Below are 18,206 nucleotides of genomic sequence, written 5' to 3'. Positions count from 1 at the left end.
AGGGATGTGGCGAACAAGCTCAAATTCACTGAACGCCTCAGCTACGGCCTTGGCGACATGGGCACCAGCCTTGCCTATAACATGGCGAGCGGGTTCCTGCTGTTCTACTATACCAACGTAGTTGGGCTGCCTGCGGCCGCCGTGGGCACTGTGTTCCTGATTGCGCGATTGCTGGATGCAGTGATCGACGTAGTGGTGGGTATCGCTGTGGACAAGACGCGCAGCCGCTGGGGCCGTACGCGCGGCTATTTCCTGTTCACCGCCCTGCCCTATGCGCTGGTCACCGTGGCGCTGTTCCATATGCCGGACTGGAGCGAGGGGGCGCAGCTTGCCTATGCTTTCGTCACGTTCAAGGCGCTAGGCATTCTGATGTCGTTGCAGGCGATCCCCTATACCGCGCTGATGCCGATGATGACGCTGGATTCGTCCGAACGGCTCAAGCTTTCAGGAATGCGCGGGATCGGCACGTCGATTTCGGTGGTGATGGGCACGGCGGCGGTGCTCCCGCTGGTCGGCCTGTTCGGCGGAAATGACCAGAAGCAGGGCTTCCAGTCGGTGGCCATGCTGTTTGCGGCCATCGGGTTTGTCTGTACCGTGGCGCTGTTTCGCAACTGCCGCGAGCGGTTCGAGGATTCGTCCTCGCCCGATTTCGCGATCATGCCCGCCGTGCGCGAGATGCTCCACAACCGGGCGTGGCTGGTCGTCTTCGCATCGTGCCTGCTCTATTTCATCCGCTTCGGCCTGATGATGAGCGCGACGGCCTATTTCGCCATCGACGTGCTGGGCAAGCCGTGGATGATTTCGATCATGCTGCCGGCGGTATCGGGCATGTTGCTGCTGTCCTCGGTCGTCGCGCCGCCGATCCTGGCGCACACGGGCATCCGGCGCGGCTGCGTATTCGTGCTGGGACTTTCGGCAGCGCTGTTTGCACTGCTGCCGTTGGCAGAAAGCAGCGTGCCGCTGTTTCTGTCGATTTATATCGCGGCCTGCCTTGCTACGTCGATCACGATCACCGCCGCCTTTGCGATGATTGCCGAAACGGTGGATTACCACGAATGGAAGTTTGGCACCCGCCGTGAGGGCCTACTTTCGGCGGGCATCAGCCTATCGACCAAGGTGGGCATGGCCATTGGCACGGCGGGCTTTGCCTTTGTGCTGAGCGCGGCAGGTTATGCCCCTGATGCGGTGACCGACACCGCGCGCGATGCGATCCGCTGGGCCTATTATGGTAGCGCGGTTGTGCTCCTGGGCCTGCAGACCGTGGTCATGCTGATGTGGCCGATGGATGGCCTGCGCGAAACGATCCGCAATGACATCGCCGGGCGCAGCCCTGCTCCGGCGGAATAAGGAGAGAATGATGAGGAAGGCCATCGCCGCGGTGCTTGCGGCCTGCATCGCCGTGCCTGCCGCCGCGCAGGTGATCGTCACCATCGACTATAGGCCGCCTGAAACGGTGCAGCGCGTGGCCATTCCGGTGAACCCGGCGGAAAAGCGCCTGCAAGTTCTGATCATATCGGGCCGCAATTCCTACGAGCACGACTGGACCGGTGTGAACAACATGCTGCGCACCATGATGCAGGACACCAAACGCTTCGACGTGCGCGTGACCGAAGATTTCGACAATGGCACGCTCGAAACGCTCAAAGCCTATGACGTGGTGCTGCTGAACTATTCGAGCCGGTGGAATTATGCCGATCCGGTGCAGAAGGTCTGGTCGGACGGCGCGTTCAAGGCACTGTATCAATATGTGCGCGAAGGCGGCGGGCTGGTCGCCTATCACTCCAGCTTTACCTGGGGGCGCGATATTCCTGAATACAAGCGCCTGATCGGCGCGGCGATGGAGCCGGGATCGAGCCGCCGCGCGCCGCCGGGAGCCTTCCCGGTCCACATCGTTGACCGCGCACATCCGATCACGGCGGGAATGCGCGAGTTCGTGTGGACTTATAACGATGATATGTACACCAACATGGCGATGGACCCGGAAGCGAAGATCCACGTCCTTGCCACCGCGCACGATGCGGCGGCGGCCTATGATCCGAAGCTGACTGGGCCGAAGTATCCCGCAGCCGCCTATACACCCGAAAAGCTGAAGGCGATGAAGGGGATAGATAGCGATCATCCGCAAGTCTGGACGGCCGATTATGGCAAAGGCCGCGTCTTTTCGATCACGCTGGGCCACGACGAGGTTTCGCTGCACTTCCAGCCCTTGCAAACGCTGATCCTGCGCGGCACCGAATGGGCGGCTACGGGCAAGGTCACCCTGCCTGTGCTGGAAGAGGCCAAGGATTACCCGACGAAATAGAGCAGCAATGTTGCACTCCCGGCTGCATTGGCCAGCAGCCGGGGCGGATATGGTGATCCGGCATCACGGAAACAGCGCCAAATCTATTCCTTGGCCCATAGCCATGTGGCCAGCATCGCTGGGGTGAAGATGATCGCCTGAATCAAAAGCTGGTGCGAATTGTGAAGGCGCAGCAGGATCGCGCACTATCGCATCGAAGTCGATCACGCCATCCGGTTCGCCCGACGTGCGCATCCAGCGATTTACGTCATCCCGCAGCGCACGCTTTGCTGCAGTCGACGTGGCAGCATCGCCGGGATTTGGCGTCAACGTTCCAAGGTAGACTTTGACTCCCCGGTCATGGCACCGGGCGATGATCTGCCGGTATCCATTGATAAGATCGTCGCTCGTTATCTCAGGGTTGGTGCCGAAGGGACTTTTCCCTGAGAAGTTGATGTCGTTGACGCCCTCCAGCAATATCAGATGGGATATGCCATCAATACGCAAAGCATCTCGATCAAGCCGGGATAGCGCGGCCGCGCCCCACCCCGACGCGAGCACGCGGTTGCCCGCGATCCCGGCATTGACAACGGTATATCGTTGCCCACCGGTGCGAGCAGCCAACCTTTGGGCCAGCACTTCAGGCCAGCCGTGCAGCGCACCCGGATTGACCCGGTTGCCGTCGGTAATTGAATCGCCAAACGCGACAATCACACGCGGCGGCTTATCGCTGAGAACGGAGACGCCTGTCACCAACGGTCTGCCGTTAAGTGCGCTTGGGCGGTCCAGCACGGCTTGCATCGCCTGATCGCCCGCCCCCACGGAAAATCCTGCACCGCCGCGCCCCTCATTCATGATCGGTGATGCAAGGGCGATGCTGACCAGAAGTTCTGTTCCAGACTTTACCGGCAAAGTAACCGGATCGCTGAGAAACGGTGCCCCCGCCGGCACGGTTACGGCCTTGGCCCCACCGAACGTCAGTGCAACGAGACTATCTGGTTTGGCGGCGTATGCCCCCGCTGAAAGAGCAACAGAGGCTGCGCCAATCCGCAACGGAATGGCGACTTCCTCATTCGAAAACCGCACTCGAATTTGGGAGCCGGATGCCTGCAATGTGACGCGGTAGCGGATCGTGCCGCTGACAGGCTGTGGCGTGAGATCGCTGCGCAGCTTTTCTGCCGGAACATTCCAATGCTGGTTGGCAAACTTGATGAATTCTTCCGAGGGAGCCTCATATGTGGCCGGGCTGGATTGATAGGCCTCGCGCCAGGCAGGTTGGGCGCTTGCTGCCCCCCAAGCCAAAGGAAGCGTTCCACAAGCCAGTGCAATGCAGGCGCATCGTATTGTCAGCATCCGATATTCTCCCGTAGAACGCTTACATCAACCCCAATTTGCCTCCGCTTTCGGCATAGGCCTTGAACGCTTCGAACCGCGCGGGGGTTGAGACGGCGCGACGCATACCTTCACGGTCACCGAGACCCATGATCGTCGCGCTGGTTTTCGTGACTTGCGCCCACCCCTTACCCGGCGTGCCGGTGCGCATGAAGGCCAGCAGGAGGTCCTGCCATTGGCGGACCACGCGGGTATCGGCTGCGGTGAAGCGGCGTTCGCCAATGCCGATGTTGCCGAAGACATAAGGCAGGTGTGACGAATGGAACGCGCCCCACGGTTGCCCGCCGTCGGCTACCGGATAGGCATGGTCATAGAGATAGGCGAAGACCGGCTGCTGTGCGGTTCTGGTGCGCTCCTGCGACCAAAGCAGCAGGCCCGCCATATAGCGGTCGCGCGCCAGCAGTGCGTTTGAGGCGACGGCCTCGGCATCGGTGGCGTGGGGATAGAGCGCGAGCAGGCGTTCGGCAAACGTGCCATAGCGGGCTTGCACTGCGGCCTTGAACTGGGCAGGTGTGCGTACCGACGGGTCGATCATTTCGGCGCTGTTGTATCCGCTGATAAGCGGAACGGGGCTGGCCACCGGGCCGCTGGCGCGGATCGGATCGAACGGCACCACTTTGCCATCGACATTGGGCACGAACATCAAACGCGGCGGGCCGCTGGTTGCGCCGGGGACGTAGCGGGTGGCTTCGATCAGCTTTTCTGCCGAAACCGCGCGCATCGCGGCGATGTTGCTGGTGCCGAGCTTTGCTGCCAGATCCGCGCCCACCTTTTCGTTTGCGGAAAGCGGCGGCACATCCACTGCCATGCTTGCCCCGCTGAACGCGATGGCCTTTTCGAACAGACCCTTGGCCATCGGCGAAACCATCAGGTCCGCCACGGAAGCCGCGCCCGCGCTTTCGCCCGATACCGTTACATTGGCAGCATTGCCGCCGAAGCTGGCCGCGTTTGCCTTTACCCATTTGAGCGCGGCGATCTGATCGAGCAGGCCATAGTTGCCCGATGAGCCAAGCGGCGATTCCGCCGTCAGCGCCGGATGCGCCATGAAGCCCAGCACGCCGACGCGATAGTTGATCGTCACCACGACCGCGCCCTTGGCTGCCAGCTTTGCGCCATCATAGATCGGCAGGCTACCCGCCCCGCCGCCAAAGCCGCCACCGTGGATGAACACCAGCACCGGCAGGGCCTTTGCCGCACCTTTGGGCTTCCATACATTGAGCGTCAGGCAATCCTCGCTCATCGGTGGGGCGGCCAGAAATTCCGCCGTGTATGGTCCCCAAGGGGCGGGCACGCCTTGCTGGCATACTGCACCGAATGTAGAAGCATCGCGTTCTCCCGGCCACGAAGGGGCAGGCTGCGGTTCGCGCCAGCGGTTTTCACCTATGGGCGGCGCGGCATAGGGGATGCCGAGGAAGGCTGTGGCGAGGCCCTTGTCCACGCCGCGCAGCGCGCCATTGGCGGTCGTGACCACGCTTTGTGCCAGTGCGATTTGCGAGGTTGCGGAAAGAACGATGGCCCCAGCCAGCGCGATGCCTTTGTTCATTGTCCTGCTCCCTTATGTCCAGGCCTTTGCCGACCCGTGTGATCTGGAAATGACACGGGGACCGCAAGCGTGGTCCCCGTGCAAATGGTCGGTTATTCGGCGCAGAGTTGCTGGATGTAGGACAGCGCCTCTGCCGAAGGTTTGGTGGGCTGCAGTTCCAGCCCCACCGCGCCGCCATAGCCGAGCCGTTCGAACATGGCCAAAGCACCCGGCCAATCGATCTTGCCCGAACCCGGTTCGCCCCGTCCCGGTGCATCTGCCACCTGTACGTGAACAACCTGATGCATCGCCGCTTTCAGTGCGGTTTCAGGGTCTTCGCCCTCAACCACCGAGTGATAGAGATCGTAGAGCACCTTCACGCGCGGGTGATCGATCATATCGGCCACCACCACGCTATCGTGCGTGGTGGAACACAGCACGCCCGGATGATCGAAGCGGGTGTTGGCGGATTCGAGCAGGATGGTGACGTCAAGCTCTTCGGCAATCGGTACCAGCTTGCGCAAGGCATCGGCAAAGATGGCAAGCTGCACCGGGCGCTTCAGCCACGGCACGCCTCGGCCCGATGTGACCACCACGTTGGAACAGCCGAGGAACTTCGCCGCCGAGGCCGCATCGTGGAACACATCGCAAAAGCCGTCGTGCGTGGCTGGATCAACCAGTTGCGTCACGTAATCGGCCACGGTGCTGATCAGTTCGACACCGTTTTCATCCAGCGCGCGTTTGATCGCGGTCAGATCGCGGCCCTTGAGCAGGAACAGTTCCACCTTGCGGAAACCTGCTGCTGCGGCGGCAGCGATGCGGTCCTCGATCTTCTCGCCCGCTTCGGTGAAGCCATATTCGAGATTGACGGAAAGGTCATAAGCCATCGCGATCAGGCCCCCCAGATGCGGCGGGCCATCGCCTGATGGCGGCGGACCTGTTCGAAGGCATCGCGCATGTCATAGGCGTGGCCTTCCCATTCGGAAACCATCGTGCCGGTGAAGCCACCGTCCTTGAACAGCGGCAGGATCGTGTCGTAATCGATGGCTTCTTCGACCAGATCCTCGCTCACGCCATAGAACTTGCCGTGGATGTGGATGGTGCGATCCACCAGCGCGGCCCAGCTTTTGGGATCGTGGTTGGACAGAATGAAGAATGCGAGGCACGCGGCCTGAATGTGCAGCGGCGCGTGGCCGTGGGCCATGCCCCATTCACGCAGGCGCCCGGCCTTTTCATGGCTCATGCCATCTTCCAGCCAGACCTCTTTCAGCTTGTCGAGCAGGTCTTCCGAAGCACCCTTTGCCCGCGCCGCATCGAGCATGGATTCAGGGATGCGGCTTGCGGTGCCGCCGAAATCGGGAATCCAGCCAAGATAGGGCGTGTTCAGCTTGTCGTACATCTCGCCATAGGCCTGCACGGCAGGGTGGCCCGCCCACATCGGCGCGTGGACTTCCACACCCATGCGGATGTCCAGTTCCTCTGCATAGGGCGCGATTTCGGGCAGGAGATGCACTGGCAGCGCGAACTGATAACGCACGAGGCTGAAGCCCATCTTCTTGGCCGAGCGCAACTGGCGCTTGTGGTATTCCACCAGCGCGGCATCGTCGATCGGCTGCTGGCCGGGCTTGAGGAAGCGGTCCGAATTGATCGCGCAGGACACCGGGTTCAGGCCGGTTTCCGCGATCATTTCCTTGAACTTTTCGGCATAGGCATCCGAAACGTCGGGGAATTCCTTGAACTGCTGGAAGCCGATGATCTCGATGTTCGGGCCAAGCCCGCGCTTGGCGACTTCGGCCAGCAGGGTATCGACTTCGAACTGGCGGGTCAGCCATTCGTTGGTGAAAGAATACAGCGTAACGCCGACCTGCGGGCCGGTTGAGGTAGTGGCCATCGTGGTGATCCTCTCTCAGGCAGCGACAGTGAGCGTGGACATCTGCGGATTGGTCCGCTTCATGCCGGGAATGTAGGGCGGGCTGACGAAGAGGTTGAGCGACACTTCATGGTCGCTGCCAACATCGGCGGTCTGCGCAGGCAGGATCAGGAATGCCGAATCGCGAATGAACCAGAAGGTGTCGACCTTCTCGCCATTTTCGGAAAGCGGCCATTGCGCCCCATCGTATTCGATGCGCGCGTCCGACAAATCCACAGCTTTCCCGTCAATCTCCAGCGATCCGACCTCGACCACCGAGAACGGCAGCGAGCGATACCACGGCAGGCGCATGGCCAGTTTCAGCCCGCCGCTGGTGGCGGCAAGCCCCTCTTCTCCGATAACCCGTTCGACTGGCAGCACCGTTGCTCTCCCGCTTTTGCAATTAGAATATGTTTTCTAATCGTGGGTTGACACGCGGTCAAGCGCCCGGCAGATAAAAAACGAACTCTAGTTCTATTTTAATTTCGGGACAGGTGCCAAGGGGTCATGGCGGAATTCGATTATATCATCGTGGGCGCAGGTTCCGCCGGGTGCGTTCTGGCCAACCGGCTCACCGCCGATCCGCGCAACCGCGTTCTGCTGATCGAGGATGGGGGCGATAACCAGCACCCGTTCATCAAGATGGCGGGCGGGTTTGTAAAGATCATGGGCAACCCCGAATTCTTCCGCGTCTTCCCGATGGAAGCGCGGCCGGGAATGCGCCCCGGCATCCATACTTATGGGCGCGGGCTGGGAGGATCATCGGCCATCAACGGCACCTGGTATCTGCCGGGAATGCCCAAGGATTTCGATGGCTGGACGCAGCGCGGCCTGCCGGGCTGGGGCTGGGATGAAATCGCCCGCTGCTATGCCAGGTTCGAAAGCTATCGCGAACCCGGCGCGCATCCGGGGCGCGGGCGCGATGGCGAATTGCAGGTAACGGCGTCGACTTATGAATCGCCGGTGTTCGATGCGCTGGCCGCTGGCTTTGGCACGCAAGGGATGCCGTGGCTGGACGATATCACCACGCCCAATACGCACGGTGTGGGGCGCAGCCAGTATACCGTGGATCGCAAGGGCGTGCGCGAAAGCGCCTACAAGGCCTTCGTCATGCCGATCCTTTCGCGCAGCAATCTGACCATCGCCACCCATACGGCTGTAAAGCGCGTGCTGATCGAAAATGGCCGCGCAACGGGCGTGTTGACCGAGGCACACGGTGAGGAGCGCATCCACACCGCCGCAGCCGAAGTGATCGTTTCTGCGGGCGTCTATGGCTCGCCCCAACTCCTCCAGCTTTCGGGCATCGGCGCGGGTGCGGATTTGCAAGCGCTAGGGCTTCCGGTGATCAGCGATCTGCCGATGGTGGGGCGACAACTGGCCGATCATACCAAGTTCGGCGTCTCGTTCGATCTGGCCAACCATCCCGGCACCAATCGGGAATTCTTTGGCTGGCGGCTCTATCGCAATGCCATCCAGTATTTCCTGACCGGAACCGGCCACCTCGCCCGCGTGGGTATGCCGCTGACGGGGCTGATCGCCAGCGAAGGCGTGGATGCCGATTGGCCCGATCTGCAAGTTGCCGCCGCGCCTTTTGCCATGCGCACGGTGAACGAAATGGCCGCGCGGCCCGGCAGTCCGCTGACGCCCAATCCCGGCCTCACCTTCTCAGGCTATCACCTGCGCCCGCGCAGCCGGGGCAGCATCCGGCTGACCTCGCCCGATTTCCGCGATGCGCCCGTGGTCGATCCGGCAATCTGGGCCGATCCCTATGACAAGGCCAAGAGCCTCGAACTCTTCCGCCTGTTCCGCGCGATTGCCGCTTCGGACCCGCTGAAAGCCTTCATCGGCACCGAACGAATGCCCGGACCAGACGTGCAGGACGAAGAGGCCATCACCGCCGAACTCGCCAAGATGGTCGAAGTTGGCCTGCACGGCACTGGCACCTGTTCAATGGGCACCGATCGGGCTACATCGGTCACCGATGCGCGCGCGCGCGTGCATGGTGTGGGCAGCTTGCGCGTGGTCGATTGCTCGATCATGCCGACGCCGGTTTCAGGCAACACCAATGGCCCCGCAATGGCAGTTGCCGAACGCGCGGCAGAGCTGATCCTTGAGGATGTGCGCTAAGCGTTAATCACTCCTCGCCCGGATAAGGCCCCTTGCCGCCGTCCGCGATCAACTGATCCACGCGCTGGTCGATCACCGGCAGCGGCACGCCGCCCAGCGCCAGCACGGCATCGTGGAACGCGCGAATATCGAACTTGCTGCCCAGCGCCGCCTCTGCCTTGCGCCGTGCTTCAAGGATGGCAAGCTGCCCCATGTAGTATGACAGCGCCTGCCCCGGCCATGAGATATAGCGGTCCACTTCCGTCTCGATCTCGTGGTCAGACAGCGCGGTATTCTCGCGGAAATAGGCCTGGGCCTGTTCGCGGGTCCAGCCCTTGGCGTGGATGCCAGTGTCGACCACCAGCCGCGATGCGCGCCACGCCTGATAGCTGAGCATCCCGAAGCGGTCATAGGGCGTTTCGTACATGCCCATTTCCACGCCCAGCGTCTCGCAATAGAGCGCCCAGCCCTCACCATAGGCGGACAGATAGGTGTCACGGCGGAACTTGGGCAGATCCTTGTTCTCTGCCGCCAGCGGCATCTGAAAGGCATGGCCCGGCGCGCTTTCGTGCAGGGTCAGCGCCACTTGTGCATAGAACGGGCGCGATGGCAGGTCATAGGTGTTGACCAGATAGACGCCCGTCCCCCCGCGCCCGCTGGTATAGAACGGCGCGATGTCATCGGGCACCGGCTTTATCGCAAAGCGGCTGCGCGGCAGATGGCCGAAATATTGCGAGGCCTTTCCGTCGAACTGCTTGGCGATCCATGCCGCGCGATAGAGCAGTTCCTCCGGCTTTTTCGGGTAGAACTGTGGGTCGGTGCGCAGATGTGTCAGGAAGGCATTCAGATCGCCCTCGAACTTCACCTCGCGCATCACGTCTGCCATCTCGCCACGGATACGCGCCATTTCCGCAAGGCCGATCTGGTGGATCTGCTCTGGCGTGCGATCCAGCGTCACATATTCGCGGATCTTCGATTGGTAATAGGCGCCGCCATCGGGCAAGTCGGATGCCGCGATACCGGTGCGCGCTTTGGTGAAGTATTCCTTCTGCAGGAACGCCAGCAACCGCTGGTGCGCCGGGGTCACCCCACCCGCGATGGCTGCGCGCGCTTCCTTGCGCAGGTCATCCTGCACCGCTGCCGGAATCGACGCAGGCAGTTTGGCAAAGGGCTGCCAGAAGGTTGAACTTTCCGCGTCCTTGGCCCCGGCCACTTGCGCCACCGCCACTTCGCGGCCTTTCATGGTCACGCGCGGCACGGTGAACCCGCGCTTCAGCCCGGCGCGCATCTGGGCAATCTGCTGATCGTAATAGCGCGGCAGTTCACCCATCAACTTCAGATAGATGCGCGCTGCCTTCTCGTCCTTGAACGGCCTGCGCGCCTGGTCGATCAATTCGCCCCAGAAGCTGCTGTCCGAATTGAACGGCATTTCATATTCGCGATAGAACTGCGCGTTGCGCAGCGCTTCCACCTGCCCCTTATAGACCGCGTAATCCACCCGCCGCGCGGGCGATAGCCGATCAACCGGGATGGCCGCCAGATCGCGCAGCACGGCATCCCACTTTGCCAGCCTTGCGGCCTGCGCCGCATCGGAAAGATCGGGCAAACTTTTGGCACCCTTGCCCGTTACATCCTCGAACGGACCCTGCTGCGCCTCGCGCCATTCGTATTCGGCCTTCCACACCGCTTCGAACCGGGCGTCGGCTGTCCGCGCCACATCGGCGGCTGAGCCGACCGGGGCTGCAATCACAGCGCCCGGCAGCATCCCCGCCAGAAGTGCGGTCTGAAAAAGCGCCTTCATTGCGAACCCTTTTCTCAGCCTAAGCAATCGCCCTGAGCGCAATGGCGCGAATTTCAAACCGGGGCAATGTTAACCGCTGCCTGCACGGGTTGCGCCGCACGGCGCGAGCCGATGCGTCAACCATAGTTCAGCGCTGCAGAAGGTTGATCGGGATGAAAATCGAAAAGGTGGATGTTGCTGCGGCCATTGCCGGAGACACAGACGACAGACGGACACTCCAGGCGATCGACCACGCCTTTGCAATGATCGAGTTCGACCCCGCGGCCACCATTCTGCGTGCCAATACCCGCTTCCTCGATCTGATGGGGTATGCCGTCGATGAAATCGTTGGGCAGCATCACAGCGAATTGTGCGACAAGCAATACGCAGCCTCTGCGTCCTATCGCACACTGTGGAAGAACCTTGCCGATGGCGAAGTGCAGCAGGGCGAATTCTGCCGTCGGCGCAAGGATGGTAGCCAGGTTTGGCTGCAGGCGAGCTACAACCCCGTAAAGGACGAAAGCGGGGCCACCGTACGCATCGTGAAAATTGCGATGGACGTCACTGATCAGCGCCTTGCAGCACTGGCCGCTGCCGGGAAACTCGCGGCGATCGAGAACGCGCAAGCGATGGTGGAATTCGACCTGTCGGGAAAGATCACCGCCGCCAACGATCTGTTCCGTGCGATGAAAGGCTTTGAACCGGGTCAGGAATGCAATTTCACCCATCGCGACTTGTGCGATCCGGCTTTTGCCCAGACTGAGGAATATGCGGTGTTCTGGGACCGCCTGATCAAGGGTGAGGCCATTTCCGGGGTATTCAAACGCCGCAGCCTTTCCGGCGCGGACGTGTGGATTCATGCGTCTTATGCTGCGATCCTCAACCTGGACGGAAAGCCGCGTCGGATCGTGCAATACGCGCATGACATCACCGATCAGCGCCGTCGCGATGCCGAGTTCGAAGGCAAAGTCCGCGCGATTGAACGCGCGCAAGCCCTGATCGAATTCGATCTGCAAGGCAATGTGCTGGATGCCAATGCCAACTTCCTCAACCTGATGGGATACCACATCGAGGAAATCCGGGGGCGGCACCATCGCATTTTCTGCGATGTAGCCGCCACCCAAGGTGAAGAGTATCGGGCATTTTGGGACAAGCTGGGCCGGGGGGAATTCGATACAGGCGAATACAAGCGCGTGCGCAAGGACGGCCGGGAGGTGTGGATTCAGGCGTCCTATAACCCCATTTTCGATACCAGCGGCAAACCGGTTAAAGTGGTGAAGTTCGCTTCGGATGTGACCGAGGAAAAGCTGCGCAGCAACGAGTTTTCGGCCAAAATCGATGCTATCGGCCGCAGCCTTGCCACGATCGAATTCGATCTCGACGGCAAAGTGATCAGCGCGAACGAAAATTTCCTGCGTACGGTCGGCTATTCGTTGCGCGAAATCGTCGGCCAGCATCATTCGATGTTCTGTTCACCCGATTACATCCGCAGTTCCGAATATCGCGATTTCTGGATCACGCTGAATGCCGGTCGGTTCCATTCGGGCCGGTTTCATCGCGTGGGCAAGTACGATCGCGATATCTGGATTCAGGCCACCTACAATCCGATCTTCGATCTTCTCGGCAATCCTGTGCGGATCGTGAAGTATGCCTTCGACATCACAGAACAGGTGCAGATGGAGACGGCAATCACTGAACGCGCACGTGAGATGAACCAGCTCTCGACACAATTGTGCAACTCGATTTCCGAAATCACCGGATCGACCGAACAGGCGCTTTCGCTGTCGCTGCAAACCCGCGTCAACGCCGAGCAGGGTGAAGAAACACTTGGCTCGGCCATCGAATCCATCGAACTGATCCAGAGATCGGCAGCCTCCATTTCGGAAATCGTGCGCATCATCAGCGAGATCGCCGGTCAAACCAACCTGCTCGCCTTTAATGCCGAGATCGAAGCGGCACGCGCCGGCGAACACGGAGTGGGCTTCTCGGTTGTCGCGGGCGAAGTGCGCAAGCTGGCAGAGCGCAGTTCCACTGCTGCGCGTGATATTTCGCGCCTGATCGATGAGTCCAACGCACAAGTTGGCGAAGGAACCGACCGTTCACGCATGGCACGCAGCGCCTTCTCCGACATCGTATCGAGCGTGCAGCAGACGAACCAGGCCATCGAGGCGATTACGCGGCTCGCATCCAATCAGGCACAATTGACCGATAGCGTCGCAGGTCAGATCGCCCGGCTTTCTGCAGCCACCAACATCGCAAGCTGACCTTGATGACGGCGGTTCTGCAACCCGGCACGCACGATATGCTGTTCGGCCTGATCCGCCTTGCCGGGCTATGTGCCGCGCTGCCCGTGGGCGCGATCCGCGAAGTGGTGCCGTGCCCCGCCCGGCTTGAACCTTTCCCGGCAGCGCGGGCCGATGTCCTTGGCGCACTGGAACTCCGCGGCGAGGTGATCCCTGTGATCGACCTGTCCTGCGCCCTGAACGGCACTGCGGCGGAACGCGGCGCAGTGCAGGCACAAGATCCTTCGATCATCGTCATCCTGAGCCACGAACAGCATGTCTTCGCCGTTCAGGCTGATGGCATCGTGGGCGTCATGCCGCTTACCACGCGCGAAATCAGCCCCCTCAACCACACCGGGACACAAACGGAGTGTCGGCTGTTTTCGCGCACCTTCCGCGTGGAAACGCACAACGGCGTGGTGCTCGATCCGGCCGCGATAGCCGAGCTTCCCGGCATGGTCACCGCGACCGGTCGCAGTGCTCGCAAGGACGATGCACGCCAGATCGATGAGCCTATCCTTGTCTTCACGATCGCCGGGCTGCGGCTTGCTCTACCGGCCAGTTGCGTCGATGCCAGCCTGCCGCGCGCCGATCTTTTGCCCACGCCCACCGAAACCGATCTGTGGATCGCCCAACGCGAATACAAGGGCGCAGAAATTCCCGTGATCGATACTTTCCGCCTGCTTGGCCACGGCACGCTCCCTGCCGCGCGGCGCAGCGGCGCCAGCATCGTGGTTCGCACGCAATTGCCCGCATCTCCGCCTTCCGAGTGGGCCGAGCCTTTCGGCCTTGTCGCGCTGCTGATCGATAGCGTGGACGATATCGGGCGATTTGCCGCACGCTGCTTCGCCCCGTTGCTTCAGGACGCCATAACCGGCGCAGGCCTTGCACGTGGCCTGCTGGACACGGCGGAAGGCGCCTGCCTGCTGCTCGATGCGGAAAAAATCGCCGCTCATGAAGGCCTGCGAAACCTTGGTGTGATCCGCAACCAGCCTGAAACGGCAACCATCGCCGCCACTGCGCGCCGCGCCGCTGGCGATGGCGTAGCCACCCAAGCCGCCGAAAAGCCGTTCCTTGTCTTTTCGGTCGCTGGTCAGCGCTTTTCGACGCCGCTGGAAATGGTTGAGGAAATCCTTCTGGCCGAAACGGCGATCCTGCCGATGCCGCCGGGGGAAAACGGCATGATTGGCCTGTTTACCTCACGTGGGCACTGTGTCCCGTTGCTCGACCTCACGCATGTTCTGGGCGATGTCGCCACGCGCAATGGGCCATACATTATCGTCACGCGGAGCGACCATCCGCAAGGCTTGCGCCGTGCGGGCTATCGCGTCGATGCGTTGCATTCGGTCGATCGCAAGGTCTTGCAAGACGTTGCGGGCAAGACGGAAACAGGCACGGCGGATCGCCCGCGCACAACGCCACCCGGCTTGCCCGGTCCCACCATCCGGCTGAACGATGGCCACGCCTGCACCGTTCTGGATCTCGCCGGAGCCGCCGAACGCCTGCTCAACTTGGCGGCTATCGAGGTGCCCCAGCCGATGGCGCAATGACCTGACATTTTGGCTGGGCGTGCTCTGGCGAAAAGCCGCCCATAGTATTCCCATGACACTCTCAGGAAAGATCGCACTCGTCACCGGCGCTGCCTCTTCGGCAGGGCTGGGTTTTGCCACCGCACGCCTTCTGGCGCAGCGCGACGCACACGTCTGGCTGACCGATATCGATGTGGCAGCAGCCGCAGCGCGGGCGGCAGAGCTCACCGCAGAAGGCCTGGCCGCACACGGCATGGGCCATGATGTGACCAGTGCCGATGGCTGGCAGGCGGTACTTGCCGCGATTGAGGCGCAGCATGGTGCCGGGCCGGATATCCTTGTCAACAATGCGGGCATCGCGGTGCTGCGTTGGACGCCTGATCTGGAGCCTGCCGAATGGCAGCGTCAGATCGATGTAAATCTGACCAGCGTCTATCTTGGCTGCCGTGCCGTGCTGGCCGGGATGCGCGCGCGCGGAAACGGCGGCGCCATCGTCAATATCTCATCCGTTGCCGGGCTTGTCGGCATTCCCGGCGCTTCGGCCTATGCCGCCAGCAAGGGTGGCGTGCGCCTTTATACCAAGGCGCTGGCGATGGAATGCGCAGGCGAAGGCATCCGCGTGAACTCGGTCCACCCCGGCGTGATCTGGACCGATATGCAGCAAGTGGCGATCAAGGATAACCCGGATCAGTACGAAGCAATCAATGCTTCGATCCCTGCCGGCAAGATGGGCGAACCCATCGACATTGCCGAAGCTGTGGCCTTCCTCGCCTCCCCCGCTGCGCGTTACATCACCGGGGCGGAACTCGCCGTCGATGGCGGGCTGACCGCTCAGTGAACGTGAGCGCAGCGGCACCCAGGCAGCCTCTGGCGGCATGGCTGCCCATCGTCGTCCTTGGCGTGGGCGCGGGCTGCATATCGGGGTTGCAGCCGCTGCTGCTGGATTTGCTGCTGAAGGCGGGCAAGCTCGATGTCGCGGCAATGGGTCTTGCCGCGACGGCAGAGGCTGCGGGCATGGCGATTGCCGTCACGCTCGCCGCGCTGTGCCTGCCACTGCAAAACTTGCGCAAATGGGCGCTGCTGGCGCTTTGCGCGATGGCGCTGGCCAACACCGGCACGATTTTTGGCAGCGGCGGGGCGATCATTGCCTTGCGCTTTCTCAACGGCCTTGGCGCGGGCGTGCTGCTGTGGGTGCTGGTGGGAATGCTCGCGCGCGCGCCAGACCCGGCGCGGCTTTTCGCAATCTATGTCACCGCGCAATCGGTGCTGGGCCTGTGCCTGTCCCAAGCGATCAGCGGCCTTGTTGCGCCCGATTTCGGGCATGTCGGGGCCTATGGCCTGCTGCTTGGCCTTAATGCGCTGATGCTGCTGGCGGTGCCCGCGATGGTCGATGGCTTCGACGCTGCCGCACAAGGATCGCGCGGGCTTCCGGGCCTTCGCGCCGTGATCGTGCTATTGGCGATGACCGCCTTCCTTGCCGGGATCATGGGCCTGTGGGTCTATCTCCTGCCGCTGCTGGGTGCAGGCGGCTTTGCCCCGGATACAGCGGCCAGCGCCGTGTCGGTGGGCCTTGCCGCACAGATCGCGGGCGGATTGCTCGCCGCGTTGGTAGGCGCACATATCGGCGCGCGCACTGCGTGGATCGCAGGCATAGCGCTCGCCATCGGCGCGATTGCACTGATGAACGGCGGCGGCTCTGCTTTCCTGATGCTGGCGGGCGCTGCGCTGTTCGGCTTTGTCTGGATATTCGTGCCGCCGTTCCACATGCCCGCCGTGCTGGCGGTCGATCCATCGGGCCGGGGCGCGATGCTGGTCGGCACCGCGCAGCTTTCGGGCACCGTCATCGGCCCGCTGGTGGCCGCGCCGGTCGTCACCGCGCAGGGCGTATCTGCTGTCTGGACGCTTTCGGCGGCGTGGCTCGCGCTTTCGCTGGCGCTTCTGGCCGCCGCACAATTCCATAAAACCCCTGAGGAGAGGATTCCGTCATGAGCCTGCGAGGCCCCATCCCCACCCCGATGGATGGACGCGATCCATCGCACTTGCGCGGCGATGCGATCACCGGTGACCGCTATTACTCTGCCGACTTTGCGCAGCAAGAATGGGATCATATGTGGACGCGCATCTGGCACATCGCCGGGCGCACCGCCGATATTCCCGAAGCGGGCGATTTCCTCGTCCACAATTTCATGAAGGAATCGGTCATCGCCGTCCGTCAGGACGATGGCTCGGTCCGCGCGTTCTACAATTCCTGCGGCCATCGCGGGATGCGCATGGTCCACGATTCCAGCTCGGTCGATGCGTTTCACTGCCCTTACCACGGGTGGAAATGGGGCATCGACGGCGTGCTCGCCCATGCGCAGGATGCCGATGTCGATTTCAAGGCGGGCAACCCCTGCGGCAAACTGAAGCTCAAGGAACTGCGCTGCGATGTGTGGGGCGGTTTCGTGTGGTATTCGATGTCGCACGATAGCCCGTCGTTGCTCGAATTTCTCGATCCGATGCCCGAACTCTACAAGAATTACCCAATGGACACGGCGGTTCGCGTGGCGTGGTATCGCATCGAACTGAACGCCAACTGGAAGTTCGTGACCGACAACTTTTCGGAAAGCTACCACACCCGCACTGCCCACCCACAAGTGCCGCCGTGGATCGATCAGGACGTCGATTCCGCCCGGCACGAGATGTGGCCCAAGGGACATGGCCGCACCGTACAGCCCATGCGTCCCTCGCTGTCAGACCGTCCCGAAGGCGGCGGCAACGCCATGTTCGAAGCCGAAATGGCCAAGTGGGACATCGATCCCGCGCGCTATGCCACATATGAAGAGTTCGCCATGCAGGGCTGGCTCGATCTGAAAGCCGCCAAGCAGAAACTGTGGCGCGAAAAGGGCTATCTGCATTACGAACACATGGACGATGAAGAAATCACCGACAGCCCGCACACGGTGATGTTCCCCAATGTGACCATCAGCTTCCTTCCCGATAACCTGATCCTGTTCCGCAGCGAACCCCACGCCACCGACCCGGAAAAGTGCTATTTCGATCTGTGGTGCATGGCCTTCCCGGTGGCAGGGCAAACTGAAGTGCAATCGATCATGGCGGGCATGAAGCCGCTGCGCGAAGTGGCCGAATGCGAACATCGCGTGTTCGACGGCGGGCGCGGCATTCCCGAACTGGCGGGCCAGATCGTCTATCAGGATATGGAATTGGCCGAAGCCATGCAGGCCGGTATGCACTCGCGCGGTTATACCGATGCCTACCTTTCCGATCAGGAAACCCGCATCCGCTTCTTCCACGAAGTGCTGAACGACTGGATTGCCGGCAAGCAATAGCCACCCTGCCCCAACCTGCATCAGCGCGGATACAAATCGGGACGCTATAATGCAGGCGCGGCAAAGTGCTGCGACA

At 61.9% G+C, this 18,206-nt stretch carries 14 protein-coding genes; 8 read left to right on the top strand and 6 right to left on the bottom strand.

What is annotated here, in order from left to right; translation table 11 throughout:
• The first annotated feature begins 6 nt into the window (after positions 1 to 6).
• Together HGI47_RS06760 and HGI47_RS06755 are read left to right on the top strand one after the other, a co-directional pair.
• Positions 7 to 1,347: an MFS transporter gene (locus HGI47_RS06760; RefSeq protein ID WP_370521650.1), complete on the top strand. Its 1,341-nt coding sequence runs from the start codon at positions 7 to 9 to the stop codon at positions 1,345 to 1,347.
• 10 nt (positions 1,348 to 1,357) lie between these two features.
• The gene (locus tag HGI47_RS06755) at positions 1,358 to 2,302 is read left to right on the top strand and encodes a ThuA domain-containing protein (RefSeq protein WP_168852041.1); all 945 of its coding nucleotides are present in this window, start codon (positions 1,358 to 1,360) and stop codon (positions 2,300 to 2,302) included.
• Between the two features lie 63 nt (positions 2,303 to 2,365).
• Here the strand turns inward: HGI47_RS06755 and HGI47_RS06750 are convergent, their stop codons facing one another.
• The 5 genes from HGI47_RS06750 to HGI47_RS06730 all read right to left on the bottom strand — a co-directional run bounded on the left by HGI47_RS06750 (position 2,366) and on the right by HGI47_RS06730 (position 7,485).
• A complete protein-coding gene (locus HGI47_RS06750) occupies positions 2,366 to 3,634 on the bottom strand; it encodes an SGNH/GDSL hydrolase family protein (protein WP_168852040.1) in 1,269 nt (422 codons plus the stop codon).
• A 22-nt stretch (positions 3,635 to 3,656) separates the two neighbouring features.
• The gene (locus tag HGI47_RS06745) at positions 3,657 to 5,216 is read right to left on the bottom strand and encodes a carboxylesterase/lipase family protein (RefSeq protein ID WP_168852039.1); all 1,560 of its coding nucleotides are present in this window, start codon (positions 5,214 to 5,216) and stop codon (positions 3,657 to 3,659) included.
• A 92-nt stretch (positions 5,217 to 5,308) separates the two neighbouring features.
• On the bottom strand, positions 5,309 to 6,082 hold the full coding sequence (locus tag HGI47_RS06740) for a TIM barrel protein (RefSeq protein ID WP_168852038.1): 774 nt from the start codon (positions 6,080 to 6,082) through the stop codon (positions 5,309 to 5,311).
• 5 nt (positions 6,083 to 6,087) lie between these two features.
• Entirely contained in the window at positions 6,088 to 7,086 is a 999-nt protein-coding gene (locus tag HGI47_RS06735) for a sugar phosphate isomerase/epimerase (protein WP_168852037.1), read from the bottom strand.
• 15 nt (positions 7,087 to 7,101) lie between these two features.
• Positions 7,102 to 7,485, bottom strand: coding sequence for a DUF6379 domain-containing protein (locus tag HGI47_RS06730; protein ID WP_168852036.1), 384 nt, complete (start codon positions 7,483 to 7,485; stop codon positions 7,102 to 7,104).
• A 126-nt stretch (positions 7,486 to 7,611) separates the two neighbouring features.
• Between HGI47_RS06730 and HGI47_RS06725 the strand changes: the two genes are divergently transcribed.
• Positions 7,612 to 9,231 carry a GMC family oxidoreductase gene (locus HGI47_RS06725; protein WP_168852035.1) on the top strand — a complete coding sequence of 540 codons (1,620 nt, stop codon included), beginning with the start codon at positions 7,612 to 7,614 and terminating at the stop codon, positions 9,229 to 9,231.
• Positions 9,232 to 9,238: 7 nt separating this feature from the next.
• Here the strand turns inward: HGI47_RS06725 and HGI47_RS06720 are convergent, their stop codons facing one another.
• A complete protein-coding gene (locus tag HGI47_RS06720; protein ID WP_168852034.1) occupies positions 9,239 to 11,011 on the bottom strand; it encodes a DUF885 family protein in 1,773 nt (590 codons plus the stop codon).
• Positions 11,012 to 11,163: 152 nt separating this feature from the next.
• On the opposite strand from HGI47_RS06720, the gene HGI47_RS22600 reads away from it, so the two are divergent.
• From HGI47_RS22600 to HGI47_RS06695, 5 genes are read left to right on the top strand one after another with little or no spacing between them, the layout of a single operon-like run.
• Positions 11,164 to 13,254: a PAS domain S-box protein gene (locus HGI47_RS22600; protein ID WP_168852033.1), complete on the top strand. Its 2,091-nt coding sequence runs from the start codon at positions 11,164 to 11,166 to the stop codon at positions 13,252 to 13,254.
• Positions 13,255 to 13,259: 5 nt separating this feature from the next.
• The gene (locus HGI47_RS06710) at positions 13,260 to 14,822 is read left to right on the top strand and encodes a chemotaxis protein CheW (RefSeq protein WP_168852032.1); all 1,563 of its coding nucleotides are present in this window, start codon (positions 13,260 to 13,262) and stop codon (positions 14,820 to 14,822) included.
• Positions 14,823 to 14,874: 52 nt separating this feature from the next.
• Positions 14,875 to 15,639 (top strand): SDR family NAD(P)-dependent oxidoreductase, encoded by a 765-nt coding sequence (locus HGI47_RS06705; protein WP_168852031.1) that lies wholly within the window; start codon positions 14,875 to 14,877, stop codon positions 15,637 to 15,639.
• A gap of 2 nt (positions 15,640 to 15,641) precedes the next feature.
• Entirely contained in the window at positions 15,642 to 16,790 is a 1,149-nt protein-coding gene (locus HGI47_RS06700; RefSeq protein WP_370521649.1) for a hypothetical protein, read from the top strand.
• Positions 16,787 to 18,130, top strand: coding sequence for an SRPBCC family protein (locus HGI47_RS06695; RefSeq protein ID WP_168852029.1), 1,344 nt, complete (start codon positions 16,787 to 16,789; stop codon positions 18,128 to 18,130). Before HGI47_RS06700 ends, HGI47_RS06695 begins: the two co-directional genes overlap by 4 nt.
• The last annotated feature ends 76 nt before the right edge of the window (positions 18,131 to 18,206 follow it).

The organism is Novosphingobium sp. ERN07, assembly GCF_012641335.1.
Classification (GTDB): Bacteria; Pseudomonadota; Alphaproteobacteria; order Sphingomonadales; family Sphingomonadaceae; genus Novosphingobium.
This window is presented reverse-complemented; position numbering and strand designations above follow the sequence as displayed.

Bases quoted from the DNA above. Each gene is read 5' to 3' on its own strand.
- HGI47_RS06755 (WP_168852041.1), top strand. From the start codon at position 1,358: ATGAGGAAGGCCATCGCCGCGGTGCTTGCGGCCTGCATCGCCGTGCCT.
- HGI47_RS06710 (WP_168852032.1), top strand. From the start codon at position 13,260: ATGACGGCGGTTCTGCAACCCGGCACGCACGATATGCTGTTCGGCCTG.
- HGI47_RS22600 (WP_168852033.1), top strand. From the start codon at position 11,164: ATGAAAATCGAAAAGGTGGATGTTGCTGCGGCCATTGCCGGAGACACA.
- HGI47_RS06720 (WP_168852034.1), bottom strand. From the start codon at position 11,011: ATGAAGGCGCTTTTTCAGACCGCACTTCTGGCGGGGATGCTGCCGGGC.
- HGI47_RS06740 (WP_168852038.1), bottom strand. From the start codon at position 6,082: ATGGCTTATGACCTTTCCGTCAATCTCGAATATGGCTTCACCGAAGCG.
- HGI47_RS06750 (WP_168852040.1), bottom strand. From the start codon at position 3,634: ATGCTGACAATACGATGCGCCTGCATTGCACTGGCTTGTGGAACGCTT.
- HGI47_RS06725 (WP_168852035.1), top strand. From the start codon at position 7,612: ATGGCGGAATTCGATTATATCATCGTGGGCGCAGGTTCCGCCGGGTGC.
- HGI47_RS06745 (WP_168852039.1), bottom strand. From the start codon at position 5,216: ATGAACAAAGGCATCGCGCTGGCTGGGGCCATCGTTCTTTCCGCAACC.
- HGI47_RS06695 (WP_168852029.1), top strand. From the start codon at position 16,787: ATGAGCCTGCGAGGCCCCATCCCCACCCCGATGGATGGACGCGATCCA.
- HGI47_RS06735 (WP_168852037.1), bottom strand. From the start codon at position 7,086: ATGGCCACTACCTCAACCGGCCCGCAGGTCGGCGTTACGCTGTATTCT.
- HGI47_RS06705 (WP_168852031.1), top strand. From the start codon at position 14,875: ATGACACTCTCAGGAAAGATCGCACTCGTCACCGGCGCTGCCTCTTCG.